Here is a 21131-nt window from a genome sequence, read left to right as displayed (position 1 = left end):
ATGGTCTCCGGCATCACCCACGACTGGCCCGCCGCCAACCAACCTCACCGAAAGCCACTTTTTCGGCAGCCACCTAGCCGAGGAGCGTTCGCGCCGAGGTCTACGACGGTCCTCGCCGGGATGGTGGTTGGAACACCGCGGACCTCGGTGACATGATGAGGAGCAAGATCGGACGAACGATGAACGCGATAAGGCTTCGACCGCCATCGTCCGGGTTGAGTTGTGACGTGCGGGACCGCCGGAAGCCGATTCAGCAAACCCCACAGATAAGCGGCCGATTGGTGGGACACCACCGTCTCGCCGGCGACGCCGAGCACCGCCGTCATCAGTACCTGCTCGGCGGATGGCGGAGCCGACCTGGCGCGATAGACACCTCGATCCACCCGGACCAACGCACCGCTGCGCAACCGGTTCGCAATCACACCTGGGTTGACGCCTGCATCGATGAGTTGCCCGCGACTGACGACTCCATGCTGGGCGGCGATCAGGTCATCAACTGCCGTTCCAAGTCCACGATCCATGGGATGGAGATATCACGAACGCGCCGGCTGTGGAAGACCCATGGTTTCTCCGCAATGCTATGGCGCGTGGCAATACACAGCATTGCCGAGAAAACTCAGCCTGGTTTCTCCGCAATGCAATGGCGCGTAGTGATACACAGCATTGCCGAGAAAACTCAGTCGAGGCCGACCAGGTCACGTGTCATTCTCGCCGTGGCACCCCACAAGACCTCGCCTTCGAGGTCGTAGAACCACACCTTTCGACCGTGCCACAGTTCGAAGCGCCAGGCGGAGGCGTCGGCGAGTTCCTCGACCCGCGGTTCAAGGACCTTCGCCACCTCGCGTGGCGACGGCCGCAGATCCGGGACTCCTGTGAGCCGGCCGACGACCGGCACCACGAACAACGAGAACTCCACCGTGTGAATCGTCGGCAAGAACCCCATCAGCTCGACCGCTTCAGGATCGATGCCGACTTCTTCTTCTGCCTCCCGCAGGGCGGTGGCCACCGGCCCCCCGTCGTCGGGGTCGGGTCGCCCACCGGGGAACGCAATGTGGCCGGCGTGGGTGGGCATGGTCATCGGGCGCTTCGTCATGACCACCCGAACATCGCCCAATCCGTCCTCGTATAAGGGAACCAGCACCGCAGCGCGGTCTGCGCCGGTATCCGGCGGTTCGTCTGGGTGAATACCTGGAAGTCGATCCCACATGCGGCACACCATGGTACGCCCGCGATAGTCTCTAGCGGAATGGAGTTGAGTCTGGATCCTATTTCAACGAATCGTTTCGTTCTCCGGCCCTTCCGCCGCCGAGACGCAGATGCCCTATACAGCGCCGTCCGGGTCTCCATCAATGAAATCCACATGTGGCTTCCCTGGGCTCACCTAGCCTACGGCCGGCTCGAAGCCAGCCAATTCGTGCGTGAATCCATGAAAGCCTGGCGCGAAACGCGTGCATACGACTACAGCATTCGCGACGCCAACGACGAACAGAACCAACACCTCGGCAACGTCTCGATCTGGTTCGTCTCGCGAGGTTTCCGCACCGGAGAGATCGGGTATTGGGTTCGGTCCGACCGCGCCGCTCAGGGCATCGCTACCGAGGTCACGGCCCGTATGGCGCAGGTCGGATTCGAACAACTGAATATGCATCGCATCGTGCTGCGCATCGCCGTCGGCAATCGAGGTAGCGAACGGGTTGCCGAGAAACTCCACTTCGTCCGGGAAGGGATCCTCCGCGAAGAGCTGAAAGTACGAGGCAACTGGCTCGATCACACCGTCTACAGCATGCTGGACCACGAGTACGACAAACATCACCAGGAGATCGCCGATATCGTGGCCGGAGCACGGCTGCCCGTCGAAGACGCCTGAGCGCGCCGGACGCGCAGCAGGGGCCCGGAGGCCCCTGCTGATTCTCGATACAGATACTCAGAGATTCGGACCTAGAAGTCCATGCCTCCGCCGCCGTGTTCGTGGCCTCCGCCGGCGACTGAAGAAGACTCTTCCTTCCGCTCGGCAATGAGAGCCTCTGTGGTCAGCAGCAGCGCGGCGATGGACGCCGCATTCTGCACCGTTGAGCGGGTGACCTTGGCAGGATCGATGATCCCTGCCTTCAAGAGGTCCTCGTAGACGCCCTTGGCCGCGTTGAACCCGAAGGGTCCCTCGCCGTTGCGAACGTGCTCAACCACGACGCCGCCTTCGTAGCCGGCGTTGACGGCGATCTGACGAATCGGCTCTTCGAGCGAACGGCGCACGATGATCCGACCGGTCTTTTCGTCGTCGTTACCGCCTCGAAGCTTGTCGATGGCCTCCTGTGCACGGAGCAGCGGAACGCCACCCCCTGGCACGATGCCTTCCTCAACAGCCGCCCGCGTGGCAGAAACTGCATCTTCGATGCGGTGCTTCTTCTCCTTGAGCTCCACCTCGGTGGCAGCCCCGACCTTGATCACCACGACACCACCGGACAGCTTGGCGAGACGCTCCTGGAGCTTCTCGCGGTCCCAGTCGGAGTCGGTGTTTTCGATCTCGCGCTCGATCTGACGGATGCGACCCTGAACGTCGGGTTCGGCGCCGGCGCCGTCGATGATCGTCGTGTCGTCCTTGGTGACCACGACGCGACGCGCATGGCCCAGCATGTCGACGGTGACACCGTCGAGCTTCAAGCCGACCTCTTCCGAAATCACCGTGCCACCCGTGAGGATGGCGATGTCCTGGAGCATGGCCTTGCGACGCTCACCGAACCCGGGAGCCTTCATCGCTACCGACGAGAACGTGCCGCGAATGCGGTTCACGACGAGCGTGGCGAGGGCCTCACCCTCGATGTCCTCGGCGATCAGAACCAGCGGCTTGCCGGTCTGCATGACCTTCTCGAGCACGGGCAGCAAATCGTTGACCGACCCGATCTTCTGGTTGGCGATCAGGATGTACGGATCCTCGATCACAGCTTCCTGGCGATCAGGATCTGTGACGAAATACGGAGAGATGTAGCCCTTGTCGAACTGCATGCCTTCGGTGAACTCGAGTTCGATACCGAACGTCTGGCCTTCTTCGACGGTTATCACACCGTCTTTGCCGACCTTGTCCATCGCCTCTGCGATCTTCTTTCCGATCGTCTGATCGGCGGCCGAGATGGCGGCAACGGCCGCGACCTCGTCGCTGGTCTCGATCGTCCGGGAGAACTCGCCGATGAACTCGACGACCTTCTCGACGGCCTGCTCGATACCCCGTTTCAGATCCATCGGATTGGCACCGGCGGCAACGTTGCGAAGGCCCTCACGGACCATGGCCTGTGCCAGCACGGTGGCTGTGGTAGTTCCGTCACCGGCGACATCGTTTGTCTTCGTGGCGACTTCTTTGGCGAGCTGAGCACCCATGTTCTCCCATGGATCGTCGAGCTCGATTTCTTTTGCAATAGTGACGCCGTCATTGGTGATCGTGGGCGCGCCCCACTTCTTCTCCAGTACGACGTTGCGGCCCTTGGGCCCGAGTGTCACCTTGACGACGTCGGCGAGCTTGTTGACGCCCGCCTCGAGGCCCCTGCGGGCCTCCTCGTCGAAGCGAAGTTCCTTCGCAGCCATTCAAATCCTCCGTTGTCTCAGCCGACGATGGCGAGAAGATCACGCGACGAGAGGATCAAATACTCTGTGCCGTCCATCTTGATCTCCGTGCCACCAAACTTTGAATACACGACGACGTCGCCAACGCTCACATCCATGGGCATGCGATCGCCGTCTTCATTAAGCGCACCCGGCCCAACGGCCAGGACCTCTCCAAATTGAGGCTTTTCCTTTGCAGTGTCGGGAATCACCAGGCCGGAAGGAGTCCGCGTCTGGTCTTCCTCCTTCGCCTTGACGACCACCCGGTCACCGAGAGGCTGAAGCTTCATGCCGAATCCTCCTACTGATTGCGGATTAGCACTCTCCGAGTGAGAGTGCCAGTAACGTTAGCACTCTCTATGCAGGAGTGCTAGCCGGCCATCTGCAGCCAGGATTCGCCTCCGCACCGTTCAGTTAGGCTCACGGGCCAGGGCAATTGCCGCGATCATACGGGTAGAGAGTGAGGTGCTGAGTGACGAGTCGCCGTTTCCTAGATGCGGAGGCCGCGCACGTTGCACGCAACTATGCCCCCTTGGAAGTCGTGCTGACCAGGGGCGATGGTTCGTGGGTCTACGACGTTGACGGCAACGCCTACCTCGACTTCCTGGCCGGGTACTCGGCCCTCAACTTCGGACATCGGCACCCGCGACTCATTGCCGCCGCCAAGCGCCAGCTCGACTCACTGACGCTGACCAGCCGTGCCTTTCGGAGCGACCAACTCGGCCCGTACGCCGAGGCACTGACCTCTCTGTGCAACCGGGAGGCCATGTTGCCGATGAATACCGGCGCTGAGGCAGTCGAAACGGCCATCAAGATCGCCAGGAAGTGGGGATACAACACGAAAGGAGTTGCGCCGGGACGCGCCAAAATCATCGTAAGCGACGGCAACTTCCACGGGCGAACGACCACCATCGTGAGTTTCTCCTCAGATCCCACTGCTCGTTCAGGATTCGGCCCGTTCACGCCGGGGTTTCAGTCGATTCCGTTCGGTGATGCCGGTGCACTGGATGCCGCCATCGACGGCGACACCGTCGCGTTCCTCCTCGAGCCGATCCAGGGCGAGGCAGGGGTCATTATCCCGCCGGATGGCTGGCTCCGCGAGGTGAGGCGCATCTGCACAAAGCGCAACGTCCTCATGATCGCCGACGAGATCCAGTCGGGACTCGGACGGACCGGCACCACCTTCGCCTGCGACCTCGAAGACGTAACCCCCGACGTCTACTTGCTCGGCAAGGCGCTGGGCGGTGGGATTCTCCCGGTCTCCGCGGTCGTCGGCGATTGGGATGTGCTGGGCGTTCTGTCTCCAGGCGAACACGGGAGCACCTTCGGCGGCAACCCGCTGGCGGCAGCCATCGGACTCGAGGTCGTCACCATGCTGAGTGAGGGGCATATTCAGAGGCGGGCGGCCGAACTGGGAAGACTGTTTGCGAAAGGGCTGGCCGAAATCGAGGCAGGGTCGGATGCCATCGAAGCAGTCCGCACAAAAGGCCTGTGGGCCGGCGTCGACATCGCGACGGAGGGACCAAGCGCCAAAGCCGTCACCAAGCAACTCCTCTCACACGGGGTACTCGCCAAAGAGACCCACGGTCATACGATTCGGTTTTCACCGCCACTCACGATCAGCGAAGAGGACCTGGCGAAGGGACTCGAAGGAATCGCCAACGCGTTCCTCGTTGCGAGTTACTAGTCGCGAGTTGCTCGTTTGGGGCCGGGGAAGAAGGTGTTTGTCGTCTGGACGTACTGCTCGTAGCCCGCCCGGGTCTTCGACAGTTTCCGCTCGAGGAGGGTCACCCCGGACACCCGAATCAATAGAACCGACATCGCGACCGGGCCGTAGAAACTCCACCAACCGCCCGCGTCTGCTGCAATCAGGAACAGCCCCCACCACACCATGAAGTCGCCGAAGTAGTTCGGATGACGCGTGTAGCGCCACAACCCCTCATCGAGAACCTTGCCTGCATTCACCGGATCCTGCTTGAACACCGACAACTGCCAGTCGCCGACGGCTTCAAAAAAGATCCCGATGGCCCAGGTTGCGATCCCAAGATAGGCGAGCACTCCGACGTCAGTCCTCCCATCTGCGCCGGCCAGCAGCGGAGCCGACACGATCCAGGCAAGTACGGCTTGCCCCCAAAACACCGTTAGAAGGCTCTTGTAGGGCCAACTGGGTCCACCGCGCTCCCGCATCCGTTGATAGCGGTAGTCCTCCGGTTCACCCCAGTTCCGCCAGGTCAGGTAACCAGACAATCGGAGACCCCACACGGTTACCAGCGCCAGCATCAACGTCGTCCGTCCACCCTCCTCCGCCGTGGTCGATATCGCGTACACGACCGCCGCGACAATGAACGTCAAGCTCCAGAAGAGATCGATTATCGACGCATCCTTGCGGACCAGGCTCACCACCCAGACGAGCAGCGTCAGGACTACCAGAGCGGCGAGTCCGAGGAGATAGGCGGAGAGATCAAAGATGAGGAGTCCTATGTTCGAGTTCTACGTCCCACGTTGCCGGCCGCGCCGCCGGATGGATATCCGACCTGCTGGTCTCCGGCCCTAGATCATCCGATGCGCAGGTTCGTGTCAACCTGGCTGTCCCAGGCCGAGTACACGCCCTGTGACAGCCAGTGCGAACCGGCCACGCCGATCATGGCGGCATTATCGGTGCACAGCAGCCGGCCGGGCAAGAACAACTCAACCCCGCGGCTCGCAGCCTCCTCGGCCAGGCGCTGCCGTAAGCGACGGTTGGCGATGACTCCCCCGCCGGCGCCGACGATATGAACACCGGTGTCTTCGACGGCGTTGAACGTCTTCTCGACCAGGACGTCCACAATGGCTTCCTGGACTGAGGCGGCCACATCTTCGATCGGCGGGAGCGAACCGGCCGCCTTGGCTTTCTCGAGGTAAGTCACGGCCGAAGTCTTCAGGCCGGAGAACGACACGTCGTACCGTCGATCACGAAGTGGACGGGGCAGGGCGATCGCGGATGGGTCACCTCCCTCGGAAATCCGATCCAGGTTGGGGCCGCCCGGATAGCCGAGGCCCATGAAGCGGGCGATCTTGTCGAACGCCTCTCCGGCCGCGTCGTCGATTGTCTGGCCGAGGGTCTCGTATTCGCCCCAGTCCTTCACATGCACGATCTGACTGTGCCCTCCAGAGGCAAGCAAAACGATCGCCGGTGGGGTGAACGCGTCGAACTCGAGCCGAGGCGCCATCAAATGGCCCTCCATGTGGTCGATCCCTACGAACGGCAGCTGCCTGGCCCACGCGGTCGCTTTGGCGAACGAATACCCGACCAGCAACGCCCCGACCAGCCCTGGACCCTGCGTAGCAGCGACTCCGTCTAGATCGTCGGGGTGGATACCTGCTTCGACGAGTGCCCGATGGGTGAGCGACCGGATCGATTCAACGTGAGCCCTGGCGGCGATCTCCGGCACAACACCACCGAAGCGGGCGTGGATCTCCACCTGTGAGGAGAGAACGTTGGAAAGCACGCGGGAACCACGAACCACCGCCACTGCGGTCTCATCGCAGCTCGTCTCGAACGCCAGAACCGTCGGCTCAATCGTCACAGTTCCTCCCGAATCCGGCGCAGCCGCTCCTCAAAGTCGGCCTGGTCGATATCGCTGGCCCACATGATGAGGGCGTCCTCATTGAGGTAGTAGTCCTTTCGTACCCCGACCGGAGCCAGCCCGAATTTGCGGTAGAGAGCCTGAGCGGACTCGTTGGAACGGCGCACCTCGAGTGTGAGGTGTTTGGCTCCGGTCGCCAGCGCCAGGTCGATGAGTTGAACCATCATCCGTTTGGCAATGCCGCTACCCCGAGCTGCCGGCGCCACCGACATCGTCGTTATGTGGGCGTCCTCCAGGATGACCATCATACCTGCGTAGCCGACGATCTCACCCCCTTCGACCGCAACCAGATACTCGCGATTCGGCTGTGCCAGCTCGTCGTCGAACACACCCTCCGACCAGGGCTCCGGGTATACGAGTCGCTCCAATGCAGACACCGCCCGAACATCGTCGAGCGTCATCGCCCGGATGTCCATCACGTAGACGCCGTGTCGTCCCACGGACCCTCCTGACGGAACTGCTTCCATGAGATGGTGACGTCCGGTTCCCGCAGGTACAGCGGGCGTACGTCCTCAGGTAGCGGGAAATCGTCCTTTTCGAGGGGACCGGCCGCCAGGTCCAAGAGGGCCGCGGCTTCGGGATATCGGGGCCGACCGGATTTCACACGGTGAAGCCCCCGCACCGTCGATCCCGGAAGATCAGCGACGTCGCCGACAATCAGCACCTCATCGGGATCAGACTCGAGCATCGCCCGGAAGTGATCGGGCGACATGACCTCGGGCGGGCCGTCTTTCACCACCCCGCCCGGGACCGGCCGGTACGAGGCAACCGCCAGCTCGCCCCGCCGCACGTCGACAACGGCATAGACGTGCCGGTGGCCGGTGGCCGCCCGCAAGGCGACGGCGTCCAGGGAGGTGACCGGCACGATCGGGATACCGAGGGCGGCCGCCATCCCTTGTGCCGTAGCAAGCCCTACCCGGATACCTGTGTAGAGACCAGGCCCCACATCGATGGCGATCGCATCGAGATCGCCCGGATTCCAGCCGGCCTGATCGAAACAGAAATCGACGGCTGAAACGATGAACGAACCATGTCCGCGCCGATCGACCCGGGCGGCCGACGCCACGACTACCCGGTCTTCGCCGAGTGCCACCGAAGAGGCGGGAGTGGCTGTTTCGATCGCCAGAACCTTCATCCTTCAAGCTCCTCGACGGGACGACCTACCCAGGAGGTTCCGTAGGGCTCAAATCGCAAAGCGCGGTCGGTCTCACCCGTGATCTCCATGATGATCTTCAGATGGTCGTCGGGAAGGCTGGCCGCCACTGCGTCTCCCCATTCAACGACGAGTACCGCATCTCGCGCCTCTTCGAACACGTCGAGGTTGTCGAACTCACCGAGCGACCCGACCCGATACGCGTCGACGTGGACGAGCGGGATGAACCCGGACGAGTACTTCTTCATCAGGACGAAGCTCGGGCTCGTGACGGGCACGTCGATCCCGAGTCCATCGGCGACTCCCCCCACGAGGGCCGTCTTTCCTGCTCCGAGCGAACCACACAAGACGACAACGTCCCCGGGCTGCAAGAGGCCGGAGAGGCGTCTGCCAATTGCGCGAGTTTCGGGATCAGAACGACTAATCAGATCGATGATCAAGCGAAGAACTCCAACTGGGTTGCGTCCTGGAGGCTAGTTGCAGAATCCGCCGGTTCAGTGTGTTCGGCGAGATCCTCTTCGACTCCATCATCGAGAACTCGCCGAGCGAGCGCGAAGTCGGCGCGCATATGGTCGAGAACACGTTCGCCACCCCGCAGCGCGGCGGCCGGATGAAACGTGGGGACGACAAACCGCCCCCACCACGGGTACGCCGTTCCGCGCAAACGCGTGATCCCGGTGGTCGTCTTGAGCAGTAGTTTCGTGGCGAAGTTGCCGAGTGTCATGACCACAGCCGGATCTATCAGCTCGATCTGTCTGGCGAGGTAGCCCTTGCAGGCTGTGATTTCTTCATCACGCGGGTCACGGTTCCCCGGCGGACGGCATTTGAGCACGTTGGCGATGTACACGTCGTCGCGCGTGATGCCGGCCGCGCTCGCCAGGCTATCCAACAGCCGTCCCGCTGCTCCGACGAAGGGTACGCCTTGAATGTCCTCGTTTCTCCCCGGTGCTTCGCCGATGAACATCAAATCCGCAGTCGGGCTGCCGGCGCCGAACACGACGTTGGTCCTCGTTTCCGCCAACCCGCAGGCAGTGCAAACACCGGCTTCCCCGGCCAATATGCGTAGCTGGTCGTCTGTCACCCGATGTCCCTCGCCCGGATCGCCGCCTCGATCGCTCTCGCCGTCACAACAAAGGCGGCCTCCGACAGTCGGTCGAGATCGCCTGCCCGTGCACCGCACGAAACGGCGAAGGCCGCATCGCCATCATATCTGGTGTGGGAGGGACGCAAGCAGGCCGCCAGCGCATCCTGAGCTCGAATTGCGAGCCGGCGGGTTGAAGTGCGGTCGAGCGCCGCATCGGTGGCGACCACAACGAGTGTGGTGCTGCCGCCCATCATCACCTCAGGATCGAAGTCGGGTGCGTGCACCCCTCCGGTCAGTGCCTCTCCCTCGAGGGTGAATACGTCGCCCAAGGCGTTGACCACCACGAGGGCCGCCACCGTCGCGCCGTCGAGATCGACGGACGCAGATCCCAATCCACCCGGTCGCATGTGTTCGAATCCCCGCCACTTGGCGACGGTGGCACCGGCGCCTGCGCCGATGGCGCCGTTTTCGACCGGTGCCCCGGTAGCCGCCCGGAAGGCAAGAGCACCTTCCTGCGGCCCCGGTCGGGTTTCGGGATCACCCGCAGACATGTCGAAGATGACGGCCCCCGGCACGATAGGGACCGGACCAAGTGGTGTCGGGTGTCCGCGCCCATCGGCCGCCAGTTCGCGCATGATCCCGTCGGCGGCGGCGAGACCGAAAGCGCTCCCGCCCGTGAGTAGAACGGCCTGAATCGTCTCCACCCGCATGCCGGGTTCGAGAAGGGCGATTTCGCGAGTTCCGGGTGCTGCGCCTCGAATCTCCACGGCTGCTACGTTCGGTTCGGGAAAGACCACCACGGTGCACCCGGTCACACCTCGAGCATGCGTCCAATGACCGACGGTTACCCCCTCGATTGCGGTGAGTGTCAAGGGTTATACCTCCTGGGCATACGCGGCCCGATCTGGCAGACGATCTCGTAGTTGATGGTGCCGACTCGCTCGGCCCACTCCTCCACCGTGATCGCTTCATTGCCCTGGCGCCCGATGAGCACGACCTCGTCTCCAACCTCGACGTCATCCAGGCCGACGTCGACCACCAGGTAGTCCATCGTCACCGTCCCCGCCAGCGGGTACCGCTTGCCGCGGATCAGCACTTCGCCCCAGGAGGAAAGGAGGCGCGGCATGCCGTCTGCATACCCGATCGGAACAGAGGCAACCCGACCGTCGGCAGGTAGCGGCCGCCGACGACCGTACGACGGACGAGTCCCCGCCGGATGCCTCCGCAAATGCGCGACGGCAGAAACGACCCGCATCGCCGGATGAAGCTGCAGCTCTGCACCGACGGTGGGAGCCGGCTGCAGCCCATACATGCCGATGCCAACTCTGACGAGGTCGTACCTGGCTTCCGGGAAGGCAATCGCACCGGCCGTATTGGCCGCGTGCACGACCGGCACGTGGATTCCGGCCGATCGCAACTCCTTCATCGTCGTCTCAAACCGTTCGATCTGAAGACGGGTGAACTCTGCATCTTCCTCGGCAACCGCGAAATGCGTCCATAGTGCGGCCAGGTCGAGGCCGGAGGACTCGGTGATGAGCCGGGCGAATTCGATCGCGTCGTCGGCGGAGGCGCCGACCCGGTGCATCCCGGTATCGACTTTCAAATGCACCGGAATGGGCGTACTCGCCAGACCGGCCAGTGCCTCGATCATCGGGCGCGTGTACACGGTTGGTATGAGATCCCACTGCAGGACGGCGGGTGCCGAGTTCAGCGGCGGCTCCGACAACAGCAGGATGGGTGCATCGATTCCGGCCTCCCGAAGCCGGGCGCCTTCAGCAACCAGGGCAACCGCCAGACACGTTGCTCCGGCTGACAGCGCGGCCTCAGCGACCGGAACATCCCCATGGCCGTATGCATCGGCCTTGACGACGGCACAAACGCCGGCCGGGGATACGAGATCCCTGAAGATGCCGATGTTGTGCGCGATCGCGTCGAGATCGATGTCGACCCAGGTTGGCCTCACCTGATCACCCTTCTCACTTCACGGGCCAGGGCAGGCGCCGTGACGTTCTCGCGGCCGGCAAGCGAGATACCCGTCATGCCGTGCCAGAAGGCGGCGCTGCGGGCCGCCGCCTCCTGCACCATGCCCGACGCCAGAAACGCAGCCGAGACCCCGGTGAGAACGTCGCCCGTGCCGATGGTGGCCAGTTCCGGGCCACCAGTGTCCACAACCCACAGTTCGTCTCCAGCAACAAAGGTCGGGTTTCCCTTCAGGAGCACGGTTGCTCCAGTCTCCCTGGCGAAGGCTGCTGCCTCGGCATAGCCGGTCGGGCCACCGGTCAATCTCTGGAACTCCCCAGCATGGGGCGTGATGATCGTTGGAGCTACACGGTTGCGAAGGAGGTCGGGGTCGTGCAGGGCATTGATCCCATCTGCGTCGAGCACCACCGGACGGTTCCAACGTTCGAGAAGGAGCCGGACGAATCCCTCGACACCAGGGCCAAGGCCGGGGCCGACGGCCAGCACGTCGAACCGTGCCACATGGCCGAGGACCTCGATGGCATCCTCGGTCGCGAACCGGTCTCCCTGGCCGACTCCGTGCGTGAGCACGCCAGGGGCAGAACCCGCATAGGTCGCCTGGGCATCGGCAGGGCTGACGATCGAAACAGACCCGGCACCGGCACCGAGCGCCGACCAGGCCGCCAGCAGTGCCGCGCCCGTCATTCCCGGCGCACCACCGACCACTGCAACGGAGCCGGCCGACCACTTGTGGGCAGTTCTCGCCCGCTCGGGTAGCGGGGCATCCGACTGTTCGCAGTGAAAGAACTCCCCATCCGTTGCAGATAGCCCGATGTCGACCACTTCGACAACGCCACTGACGTCCGGCCCGATTCCCACGAAGTGGCCGACTTTCTCGGCGTGAAATGTCACGGTACGTTCGGCTCGGAACGTCGAGCCACCGGACGAACCGTCGGTGGCGCTGAGACCACTCGCGACGTCGACGGAAAGCACCCGACTGGAGGATCTAGCCCATGGAATCACCGTGTCCGGCAGGTTGCCCCGAAAGCCCGCCCCGAAAAGGGCGTCGATGATGAGGTCCGACCCGACCGGGCCGGTCCATGCTCGAACCGGGACACCCGACTCCCGGGCAGACCGGGCGGCCCATTTGGCCGCCTTCGATCGAGGCTCGGCGAGGGCATGCACGGTCACCGCCACACCGCGCCTGTGCAGATACCTTGCAGCAACGTAGCCGTCTCCGCCGTTGTTTCCCGGACCTGCCAGCACGATGACCTTGGACCCGTATCCGATGCCCATCCGGACCGCAGCCAGAGCCACGCCGAGCCCGGCCCGCTCCATGAGGATCTCGACGGGTTCGATCGACGCCTCATCGAGGGCAGCCGATTGAGCGGCGGTGAGAACGGGCCTCATGAGCCGGAAGTGGTTGAACGCACGATGTTGATCTTAGGGAACACAGGCTGCCGCACCACGACGATCATCGAACGAAGGTGCGGCGCGGAAGACGCCTCAGTGCTCCCCTACCGCGATGGCCATCACCATGGCGGTCACGTCGGTGTGGGTGATGGTGACGAGCACTTCGGAGACGCCAAGTTGGGCTGCTCTGGTTTTGGCCGTGCCGTAGAGGTTGACCCGGGGGGCGCCTCCGCCGGTTATCTCTACATCCTGCCAGCGAATCCTCCGCCAACCCGTGCCCATGCTCTTCATGACCGCTTCTTTCCCCGCAAACCGGGCAGCGAATCGGCGGGCCGGGTTGGCAAACCGGGAGGCATAAGCCCGTTCGTGCTCCGTGAACACCCGCTCAGGAAACCGGGGGTATTTGGCAAGGAGTCGTTCAACTCGATCTATCTCCGCGAGGTCAACGCCGAGCCCGATAATGCGCATTCGGGCAGCATACGCTGCCCGAATGCGTTACCGGTGACCTGGTCCGAGTGCCGGATGGTCCAGCGATCACTCGACGGTGACTGTCTTGGCCAGGTTTCTCGGCTTGTCGACGTCTAGGCCGCGTTTCTTGGCAAGCCAGTACGCCAGCAGCTGCAGGGGGACGACCGCCGTCACGGGGCTCAACAGTTCCGGGGCAGACGGCACGAAGATGACCTCATCGGCCGCCGCCTCTCCCTCGGCATCTCCTTCAGTGAGCACCAGTACGATTGTCGCCGCCCTGGCCCGCATTTCCTCGATGTTGGAAAGCATCTTGCCCTGAACGTGGCTGTTCGTCGCGACACCGACGACTACAACACCTTCTTCGATTAGGGCGATCGGGCCATGCTTCATCTCGCCGGCCGGGTAGCCCTCGGCACGGACGTAGGCGATCTCTTTCAGCTTGAGGGCACCCTCCATGGCCACAGGAAAGGCGGCGCTTCGCCCCAGGAAGAAGAAGTCCCGCCGGTCGGCCCACTGCTCGGACATCTCACGAATCCGATCGGACTGTTCCAGAACCTCCTCCACTTGATCAGGAAGGAGGGACATGGCGGTGACGGCATTCTGAATGACGGCGTCGTCCAGCGCCCCACGAGCGTGCGCCAGCCACAGGGCCAGCAACTGCATCGCCACCAGTTGGGTAGTGAAGGTCTTTGTCGCCGCCACGCCGATCTCAGGACCCGCCCTCGTGTACAGCACAGCATCCGCCTCGCGCGCCATCGCCGAATCGACCACGTTCGTCACTGCGATGAGCGTCGTACCCTGCGCATGGGCGTAGCGAACCGCCGCCAGCGTATCGAGGGTCTCGCCCGATTGGGAGATGCCGATGACCAGGGTCTTCTCGTCGAGAACCGGATCGCGGTAACGGAACTCGGAGGCGATGTCGATTTCTACGGGGAGGCGAGTCCAGCGCTCGATGGCGTACTTCGCCATCATCGCCGCGTGGTATGACGTTCCACAGGCGATCACAAACACCTTATTGAATGAGCGGGCCGTCTCGGCGTCGAGGTCGAGTTCCCTCAGACGCACGAGGCCGTCGCTATCGAACCGGCCACGCAGGGTGTCACGAATGGCACCGGGTTGTTCGAAGATCTCCTTGAGCATGAAATCGGGAAACCCACTCTTCTCGGCCGATTCCAGGTCCCATTCGATCTCACGTGTGGCCGGTTCGACGACTGCGCCGTCGAGGTCGGTGACGATGACACCTCCCGATCGGACGGCCACAACACGATCGTCGTCGAGTACAGCCATCCTCTTCGTGTACTCGAGAAACGCAGGGATGTCCGACGCAAGGAAGTTCTCGCCGTCACCGAGGCCAACCACCAGCGGGCTCCCGCGACGGGCGCCGACGATGAGGTCTGGTTCGTCACTGCGAACTACGGCCAGTGCCAGCGCTCCTTCCGCCCGACGCATGACTGCCCGAACTGCCTCTTCGAGCGGCAGATCGGCCATGTCTTCAATCAAGTGGGCAACAACCTCCGTGTCCGTGTCGGATTGGAAGATATGGCCGGACTCGATGAGCTCCGCCTTGAGATTCGACCAGTTTTCGATGATGCCGTTGTGCGCGACCGCAACATTGTGCGAGCAATCACGGTGGGGGTGAGCGTTGATCGTATTCGGCGCACCATGTGTCGCCCACCGGGTATGCCCGATTCCGGTTGTGCCGTGCCCGGATCGTCCTGCGAGCTCCGCCTCGAGCTCTGCGATCCGACCTGCCTTGCGGATGACGTCGATCCCGGACTCCTCGACAATGGCGACCCCTGCCGAGTCATATCCCCGATATTCGAGCCGCTGGAGTCCGCTGATGAGGAGCGGTTGGACCGGACGCGGTCCTGCATAGCCAACGATGCCACACATCGTGCACTGTCCTTCCCATATTGCGTGCCGGCGCGCGCCGACAACCAACCGGGTCGGTTCAATGTGCCGCAGTATCTGACTGCTGCACCCCACGTCGGAGCGGATTCTGTTTCACCGGTTACCCGGTGGGTTTCGGCCGCTCCGTCACGACCGTGGGAACCGAGAGGGCATCCGCCGAATGGTTCGATACTCCCTCTTCCTCGTCACCCCTCGTGGGGCCAGGCGCTCAAGGTGCTGCGACCCGGATCGAGGCAAAGAGTAGTCGCGGGTGGCGGGTCGCGTGTCGTCCTAGGTCAGCTCGGCCCGGACGATCCCGATTAGCACCTCGGTAATGGCCGCGGCCTTTTCCTTAGTGGGAGCCTCGACCATGACCCGCACAAGCGGTTCGGTGCCGGAAGCACGCACGAGGATTCTCCCGTCGCCTTCGAGCTCGGCCTCTGCCCGCTCGACTGCCGCCCAGATCGCTTCAGCGCTCTCGAGCCGGCTCGTGTCGTTGACCCGAACATTGCGCAGTATCTGCGGGTATTCGGTGATGACTTCCTTGCGCAGATCTGCGAGTCGCCGGCCGGATGCCGCAACCACCTCGACGAGTCGGAGCGCGGTGAGCAACCCATCCCCGGTGACCAGGTCCTTGAGAAAGATCACATGACCGGACTGCTCGCCACCGAATGCTGCGTCGTGCTCGCGCAATCCTTCGAGTACATAGCGATCACCGACCTGAGTCTGGATCAAGGTGATGCCCATCGACTCTATCGACTTGCGGAATCCCAGATTCGACATGACGGTGGCGACCACGATGTTGTTCTTGAGCCGGTCCCGGGCGTGCAAGTGCCGGGCGATGATCGCCATGATGACGTCACCGTTTGCCACCACCCCCTCCTCGTCGACGGCGATGAGACGGTCGGCGTCACCGTCGAAGGCGAGACCCAACCGACCTCTCGACTCCTTGGCCAGGAAAGCCGGGGAGGTTGCACCGACTCCGTCGTTGATGTTGATGCCGTTCGGGTCGGCGGCCAGGATGGTCACGTCCGCTTTCAGCCGCTCGAACAGAGCGGGGGCGGTCTTATAGGCGGCGCCGTTGGCGCAGTCGAGGACAACCTGGATTCCCCGGAATGAATACTCGGCCAGACCGGCCAGGAAATCGAGGTACTCCGCCTGCGCTTCTGCTTTCTGGAACCTCGTGCCGACGGCATCGCCGATCGCCACATTGAATGGGTGACCGGACCGGAGTCGCGCCTCGATCCCGTCCTCATCCGCATCGGTGAGCTTGGCGCCAGTGCTCCCGAGCAGCTTGATGCCGTTGTCGGAAGCCGGATTGTGGGAGGCGCTCACGATTGCTCCCATGACCGCACCGGATGAGCCGGTGAGATAGGAGACACCACCGGACGGGAGAACACCGACGTCAACCGTATCGATGCCGACACTGTGGAATCCAGCTTGGAGGGCGGAAGAAAGCATCTCGCCCGACCGGCGCGTGTCTCGCCCCACCAGGACGGGTCCATGGGCCAGTGCTTCGCCGGCGGCGCGAGCCAACGCCATCACGAATTCGGGTGTCAACTCGGTGTTGGCAACACCGCGGATACCGTCGGTCCCGAAGAGTCTGCGACCCTCCCGGAGCATTTAGCGCTTGGTGTACTGAGGGGCGCGGCGGGCCTTGCGGAGGCCGTACTTCTTGCGCTCCACGCGGCGGGCGTCCCTGGTCAGCAGACCGTTGCTCTTCAACTCAGGACGAAGCTCGGGAGTCAACTCGACCAGGGCACGGGCGATGCCGAGCCGCAGGGCATCGGTCTGCCCGGTCGTGCCCCCGCCGTGAACGGTGGCGTCCACGTCGTAGCGACCCTCAACCTCGGCGACACGCAGCGGTTCGAGGACCCGGATGCGCTGAGCGATGGTCGGAAAGAACACCTCTAACGAGCGCTCGTTGATGACGATCCGCCCAGTGCCTTCACGTAGGCGGACCCGTGCGACGGAGGACTTGCGGCGCCCAGTTGCCTGAACGAGTGGCTTGGACATCAGGCGTCCACCTTTCGGATATCGAAGACGAGCGGCTGTGGGGCCTGCGCTTCGTGGGGATGGTCTGGCCCGGTGTGTACCTTCAGCTTCTTCAGCATCTGGCGGCCGAGACGGTTCTTGGGAAGCATTCCCTTCACGGCTCGTTCGACGACCTGCTCGGGGCGACGTTCGATCAGAGAGGAGAAAGACTCTTCCTTCAGTCCACCCGGGAAGCCTGAGTGGCGGTAGTAGATCTTTCGTTCGGACTTGCTCGAGGTGACCGCGACTTTGTCGGCGTTGACGACGATCACGTAGTCACCGACGTCGAGATGCGGTGCGAACTGGGGCTTGTGCTTGCCGCGCAGCACCTGCGCAATCTCGGACGCCAGCCGCCCGAGGGGGAGGCCCTGGGCGTCAACAACGTGCCACAGGCGTGGAACTTCGTCGGGCTTGGGTGAATAGGTCTTCTGCATCTTTCGAATTCCTCGCGAGGGAAGGGCCCCGCGATCGCGAAGCCGGGTAATGGTATCGGATCGGGTGCTACATCGTCAATCCGGAGACCGACCGTTTCTCGGCAATACTGTGCCCTGTTTTTCGTACACAGTATTGCCGAGAAAACATGGGGTGGATTCCTGGCAATATGGTTGCTCCAATGCCGAGAAACCTGATCTCACTCGATGACATCCGCTCTGCGCAGAAGCGCATTGCCGCGACCGCGCTCATTACGCCGTCAATCCACTCGACCTCGTTTTCGAGAATGACCGGACGCGATGTCTGGTTCAAGGCCGAGAACCTCCAGCGAACCGGATCCTTCAAGATCCGTGGGGCGATGAACGTGCTGTCCCAACTCGACGAGGATGCTCGGGCGGCCGGCGTCGTGGCTGCGTCGGCGGGCAATCATGCACAGGGAGTTGCCCTGGCCGCTCAATCAACCGGTGTCCCGGCCACCGTGTTCATGCCGGAGACGGCTCCCCTGCCGAAAGTCCAGGCAACCAAGGAGTACGGCGCCGAGGTTCGCCTCACCGGGACCAGCCTCGAGGATGCGGTCGTTGCGGCGAGGGCTTTCGCCGACGAGAGCGGCGCACGCTTCATCCACCCCTACGACGACGTCACCATCATGACGGGTCAGGGCACTCTCGGAATCGAGGTCGCCGAGCAGATACCGGCGGCTGCATCCGTCGTCATACCCGTCGGTGGTGGCGGCCTGATGGGCGGTTCGGCTGCCGCCCTCAAAGGGCTACGACCCGACCTGGTCGTGGCGGGAGTCGAGATCGTGACCGCCAACACCTATGTGCTGAGCCGGGACCGCGGCCGGCCGACAGCAGTCCCGCCGCGGTCCACGGTGGCCGACGGGATAGCCGTCCACGAGCCATCTCGACTCGCCTTCGACCATATCGAAGCGTTCGTGGACGACCTCGTCACGGTCGATGATCCCCAGGCCATGCAGGCCGTTGCGCTGTTGCTCGAACGCACCAAGCTCATGGTTGAAGCGTCCGGGGCGGTGGGTCTCGCCGCCCTCCTCGCCGGCAAGCTCGAGGACTTGCCCGACCCGCTCGTAATCGTCCTCTCGGGAGGAAACATCGACCTGCTGCTCCTCAATCGCGTGATTCGCGGTGGTCTGGCGGCCGCAGGCCGTTTCGCCTGGTACCGGGTACGGATCCCAGATGTGCCGGGCCAGCTCGCCGGCCTCCTCGAAGTGATCGCCTCGAACGGAGGCAACGTGGTCTCCATTGAGCACTACCGGGAAGAAGGCGGTGTGCCCGTTGGGTTCACGGAAGTGCTGATCGCAGTGGAAACGCGTGGCCCGGAGCATTCGGCCGAGTTGAAAGAGGCGCTTCGCGAACACGGCCTCGTGGTCTGACGGACGGTCGGCGCATAGCCGGCCTCAGCGATCAGCCATCCTTGAACGACTACGCGATCACCCGTGACGTCGGAAGTCCCAACAATACGGCTCATCCTGCTGGCGGGTGCTCCACAAGAAGCAGAACAATCAATGAACCGCTCAACGGGCATGAATGGAATCACCACCGGATGGCGTGCCGGCAGACGTATGCGACGGTGAAAACGACCAGCCGGCCCAGCTACAGGGCCCCAAACAAGACTCCCAGCGGTCGACCCTGCCCGGTGAACCGCACCCACAAGTGCCGATCGAGGACGGGTAGGCGAGGTGCTTGTCACTGCAACGTGACGGTTGATCTGGTGCAATGAGTGTGTATAATATGCGCATGGCTCGTGTCAATGTGTACCTCCCTGACGATCTGGCCGCCGAAGCAAAGGCAGTCGGGTTGAACGTTTCCAACCTCACCCAAGAAGCCTTGCGCAGTGCGTTGGCGGCCGGCCGTGTCGACGAGTGGCTCGACGGCGTGACTGCCATGCGACCCCTCCGCATCAGCCACCATGCTGTCACCCTTGCAGTGGCAGCTGCCAAAGACGAACTCGAGAGCAATGGCTGAGCTGTTGATCGTGGATGCGTCGGCCATGGTCGATCTCATGGTCGGATCTCCCTTGGCAACCTCGATCGAAAACCGGCTGCGGGGTCATGAACTTCACGTTCCGGCCCACTTCGATGCCGAGGTGCTCTCCGCGTTGGGACGTCTGCAGCGAAGCGGGAATATGACCGTTCGGCAAGTCACCACCAGAATCCAACGAGTCGCTTCTGCCCCGATTCAACGACACCTCCTCGCCCCGTTGCTGGCCGGCGCCTGGAAGCAGCGCCACAAGCTACGGCTGGTAGACGCCCTCTACGTGGAACTCGCCGATCAACTCGAGGCCGTCATCGTCACAACAGATTCAGGGTTGGCAGCAGCATCACCCGCTGCGGACCTTCTCTCTGGGAATACCTAACTCGCTCTTCGAAGTGCCTCGAAAGCGGACTGCGGGGACATCCCCCAATCGAGTATGAGGAGGCCCACTACACTCAACTAACCACCACCAGATGAGACTCGGAAACCAAGAAACCGAGTCTCCATCAAACCCAGTGCGGTTCAGAAGGAGCCTCGTTTGGCTTCTGGGGCTTGTGAGGTTCCTGGTCTTGGTTGAGTTGGCCTCAACTGTGCTGGTAGTCATTGTGTGGCGTACCCGCTGGCAGCCTGGGATCGGTTTTCTCCGCTGGTTCAACAAGAAGGTGGGGAACCCGGCATTGCTGCGGATGGCCGGGGAGCGGATTACGAGGGTTCATCACACGGGCCGCAAGTCGGGAACGGAATATGTGACTCCCGTCTGGGCGGAACGGTCCGGGCAGTGGTTCTTCATCCCACTGCCCTACGGCACCGAGGTTGACTGGTGCCGCAACGTCCTGACGGACGGTCACTGCGCCCTCGAGCGCAACAGGATGCGTTACGAAACTGATGCTCCCGTCATCGTGCTAGCGGCTGAAGCAACGCCACGCCTGCCGTCAGGATTACGGAGGAGGCACCGGCTTGTGGGCGTGGATTCGTATCTCCGTCTGAACATCATCTCTACCGATAAGCCAGCCACAAAGGCGGGCTGAGCGAGGGTCCCAGCGAACGGCGCTTGGTAACCAGGAAAGCCGGACAGCAGAAGATCCGAACCCCCCGCAATTCGCAGGCAATATGCGCAGCAAACGCGTTTGATTGACGCCTCACGGGGTGTTGCGACTAGGCCAAAACTTGACGGTGACGTTTAGGGTCGAGTTCCGTCACGGTGGGTCGGTGCCGGTGGCGAGTTGAAAGCGCAACCGCCCAGGCGGCGAGTCGGGGATGATCTCATATCCCATTTGGTGGATGACCACATGATGATGAAACCAACACAGGGTGATCAGGTTGTCGGGATCGGTTCGACCTCCCTGTGACCAGGGGATTATGTGGTGGGGTTGGAGCCGATACCTCGAGGTGCAGCCGTCGGCTGTGCATCCATGTCGCTCGCCAGCTTGATGGGACCACCGGTTCGCCAGTGTGATGGGACCGGGTTGGGGTTCGGTCAGGTCCGGCGT

The 21131-nt window shown here is 63.0% G+C and carries 25 protein-coding genes; 6 read left to right on the top strand and 19 right to left on the bottom strand.

Annotated elements, in window-relative coordinates:
* Positions 1–44: 44 nt before the first annotated feature.
* Both P1T08_15335 and P1T08_15330 read right to left on the bottom strand, forming a co-directional pair.
* Complete coding sequence (locus P1T08_15335) at positions 45–521, bottom strand: type IV toxin-antitoxin system AbiEi family antitoxin domain-containing protein (GenBank protein MDF1597450.1); 477 nt, start codon at positions 519–521, stop codon at positions 45–47.
* A gap of 155 nt (positions 522–676) precedes the next feature.
* Entirely contained in the window at positions 677–1207 is a 531-nt protein-coding gene (locus P1T08_15330; GenBank protein ID MDF1597449.1) for a CoA pyrophosphatase, read from the bottom strand.
* Positions 1208–1246: 39 nt separating this feature from the next.
* Here P1T08_15330 and P1T08_15325 point away from each other — a divergent pair, with 39 nt between their 5' ends.
* Entirely contained in the window at positions 1247–1867 is a 621-nt protein-coding gene (locus P1T08_15325) for a GNAT family protein (GenBank protein ID MDF1597448.1), read from the top strand.
* A gap of 71 nt (positions 1868–1938) precedes the next feature.
* Here the strand turns inward: P1T08_15325 and groL are convergent, their stop codons facing one another.
* Together groL and groES are read right to left on the bottom strand one after the other, a co-directional pair.
* The gene (gene groL / locus P1T08_15320) at positions 1939–3573 is read right to left on the bottom strand and encodes a chaperonin GroEL (protein MDF1597447.1); all 1635 of its coding nucleotides are present in this window, start codon (positions 3571–3573) and stop codon (positions 1939–1941) included.
* 17 nt (positions 3574–3590) lie between these two features.
* Positions 3591–3881 carry a co-chaperone GroES gene (gene groES / locus P1T08_15315; protein ID MDF1597446.1) on the bottom strand — a complete coding sequence of 97 codons (291 nt, stop codon included), beginning with the start codon at positions 3879–3881 and terminating at the stop codon, positions 3591–3593.
* Positions 3882–4063: 182 nt separating this feature from the next.
* On the opposite strand from groES, the gene rocD reads away from it, so the two are divergent.
* Positions 4064–5278, top strand: a complete 1215-nt coding sequence (rocD, locus tag P1T08_15310; GenBank protein MDF1597445.1) for an ornithine--oxo-acid transaminase — start codon at positions 4064–4066, stop codon at positions 5276–5278.
* Here rocD and P1T08_15305 read toward each other — a convergent pair.
* The 14 genes from P1T08_15305 to rplM all read right to left on the bottom strand — a co-directional run bounded on the left by P1T08_15305 (position 5275) and on the right by rplM (position 17652).
* The gene (locus P1T08_15305; GenBank protein ID MDF1597444.1) at positions 5275–5994 is read right to left on the bottom strand and encodes a DUF1295 domain-containing protein; all 720 of its coding nucleotides are present in this window, start codon (positions 5992–5994) and stop codon (positions 5275–5277) included. The two genes, rocD and P1T08_15305, sit on opposite strands and share 4 nt — an antisense overlap.
* A 152-nt stretch (positions 5995–6146) precedes the next feature.
* Positions 6147–7157, bottom strand: a complete 1011-nt coding sequence (gene tsaD, locus P1T08_15300; GenBank protein MDF1597443.1) for a tRNA (adenosine(37)-N6)-threonylcarbamoyltransferase complex transferase subunit TsaD — start codon at positions 7155–7157, stop codon at positions 6147–6149.
* Positions 7154–7657: a ribosomal protein S18-alanine N-acetyltransferase gene (gene rimI, locus P1T08_15295; GenBank protein ID MDF1597442.1), complete on the bottom strand. Its 504-nt coding sequence runs from the start codon at positions 7655–7657 to the stop codon at positions 7154–7156. The genes tsaD and rimI overlap by 4 nt, the downstream gene beginning before the upstream one ends.
* A complete protein-coding gene (tsaB, locus tag P1T08_15290; protein MDF1597441.1) occupies positions 7633–8352 on the bottom strand; it encodes a tRNA (adenosine(37)-N6)-threonylcarbamoyltransferase complex dimerization subunit type 1 TsaB in 720 nt (239 codons plus the stop codon). Before tsaB ends, rimI begins: the two co-directional genes overlap by 25 nt.
* The gene (gene tsaE, locus P1T08_15285; protein MDF1597440.1) at positions 8349–8810 is read right to left on the bottom strand and encodes a tRNA (adenosine(37)-N6)-threonylcarbamoyltransferase complex ATPase subunit type 1 TsaE; all 462 of its coding nucleotides are present in this window, start codon (positions 8808–8810) and stop codon (positions 8349–8351) included. The genes tsaB and tsaE overlap by 4 nt, the downstream gene beginning before the upstream one ends.
* Positions 8807–9451 carry a uracil-DNA glycosylase gene (locus P1T08_15280; GenBank protein ID MDF1597439.1) on the bottom strand — a complete coding sequence of 215 codons (645 nt, stop codon included), beginning with the start codon at positions 9449–9451 and terminating at the stop codon, positions 8807–8809. The genes tsaE and P1T08_15280 overlap by 4 nt, the downstream gene beginning before the upstream one ends.
* Positions 9448–10326 carry a P1 family peptidase gene (locus P1T08_15275; protein ID MDF1597438.1) on the bottom strand — a complete coding sequence of 293 codons (879 nt, stop codon included), beginning with the start codon at positions 10324–10326 and terminating at the stop codon, positions 9448–9450. Before P1T08_15275 ends, P1T08_15280 begins: the two co-directional genes overlap by 4 nt.
* Positions 10323–11417 (bottom strand): alanine racemase, encoded by a 1095-nt coding sequence (gene alr, locus P1T08_15270; GenBank protein ID MDF1597437.1) that lies wholly within the window; start codon positions 11415–11417, stop codon positions 10323–10325. Before alr ends, P1T08_15275 begins: the two co-directional genes overlap by 4 nt.
* Positions 11414–12823, bottom strand: coding sequence for an NAD(P)H-hydrate dehydratase (locus tag P1T08_15265; protein ID MDF1597436.1), 1410 nt, complete (start codon positions 12821–12823; stop codon positions 11414–11416). The genes alr and P1T08_15265 overlap by 4 nt, the downstream gene beginning before the upstream one ends.
* Positions 12824–12919: 96 nt before the next feature.
* Positions 12920–13294: a holo-ACP synthase gene (gene acpS / locus P1T08_15260; GenBank protein MDF1597435.1), complete on the bottom strand. Its 375-nt coding sequence runs from the start codon at positions 13292–13294 to the stop codon at positions 12920–12922.
* 66 nt (positions 13295–13360) lie between these two features.
* Positions 13361–15187 carry a glutamine--fructose-6-phosphate transaminase (isomerizing) gene (gene glmS, locus P1T08_15255; protein ID MDF1597434.1) on the bottom strand — a complete coding sequence of 609 codons (1827 nt, stop codon included), beginning with the start codon at positions 15185–15187 and terminating at the stop codon, positions 13361–13363.
* 288 nt (positions 15188–15475) lie between these two features.
* Positions 15476–16807 (bottom strand): phosphoglucosamine mutase, encoded by a 1332-nt coding sequence (gene glmM, locus P1T08_15250; GenBank protein ID MDF1597433.1) that lies wholly within the window; start codon positions 16805–16807, stop codon positions 15476–15478.
* On the bottom strand, positions 16808–17200 hold the full coding sequence (rpsI, locus tag P1T08_15245) for a 30S ribosomal protein S9 (protein ID MDF1597432.1): 393 nt from the start codon (positions 17198–17200) through the stop codon (positions 16808–16810).
* Positions 17200–17652: a 50S ribosomal protein L13 gene (gene rplM, locus P1T08_15240; protein ID MDF1597431.1), complete on the bottom strand. Its 453-nt coding sequence runs from the start codon at positions 17650–17652 to the stop codon at positions 17200–17202. Before rplM ends, rpsI begins: the two co-directional genes overlap by 1 nt.
* Positions 17653–17831: 179 nt before the next feature.
* Here rplM and ilvA point away from each other — a divergent pair, with 179 nt between their 5' ends.
* The 4 genes from ilvA to P1T08_15220 all read left to right on the top strand — a co-directional run bounded on the left by ilvA (position 17832) and on the right by P1T08_15220 (position 20669).
* On the top strand, positions 17832–19040 hold the full coding sequence (gene ilvA, locus P1T08_15235; GenBank protein MDF1597430.1) for a threonine ammonia-lyase: 1209 nt from the start codon (positions 17832–17834) through the stop codon (positions 19038–19040).
* 364 nt (positions 19041–19404) lie between these two features.
* Positions 19405–19632: a type II toxin-antitoxin system CcdA family antitoxin gene (locus P1T08_15230; protein MDF1597429.1), complete on the top strand. Its 228-nt coding sequence runs from the start codon at positions 19405–19407 to the stop codon at positions 19630–19632.
* Positions 19625–20023 (top strand): type II toxin-antitoxin system VapC family toxin, encoded by a 399-nt coding sequence (locus tag P1T08_15225; protein ID MDF1597428.1) that lies wholly within the window; start codon positions 19625–19627, stop codon positions 20021–20023. Before P1T08_15230 ends, P1T08_15225 begins: the two co-directional genes overlap by 8 nt.
* 187 nt (positions 20024–20210) lie before the next feature.
* Positions 20211–20669, top strand: coding sequence for a nitroreductase family deazaflavin-dependent oxidoreductase (locus P1T08_15220; GenBank protein ID MDF1597427.1), 459 nt, complete (start codon positions 20211–20213; stop codon positions 20667–20669).
* Between the two features lie 168 nt (positions 20670–20837).
* Here the strand turns inward: P1T08_15220 and P1T08_15215 are convergent.
* On the bottom strand, positions 20838–21131 hold a 294-nt coding region (locus tag P1T08_15215), incomplete at its 5' end, for an HNH endonuclease signature motif containing protein (GenBank protein MDF1597426.1).

This window comes from Acidimicrobiia bacterium, from assembly GCA_029210695.1.
Taxonomy (GTDB): Bacteria; Actinomycetota; Acidimicrobiia; order Spongiisociales; family JAHEDJ01; genus JAHEDJ01.
Note: the sequence above shows the minus strand (reverse complement) of the source record. Positions and strands in the feature narration are given on the sequence as shown.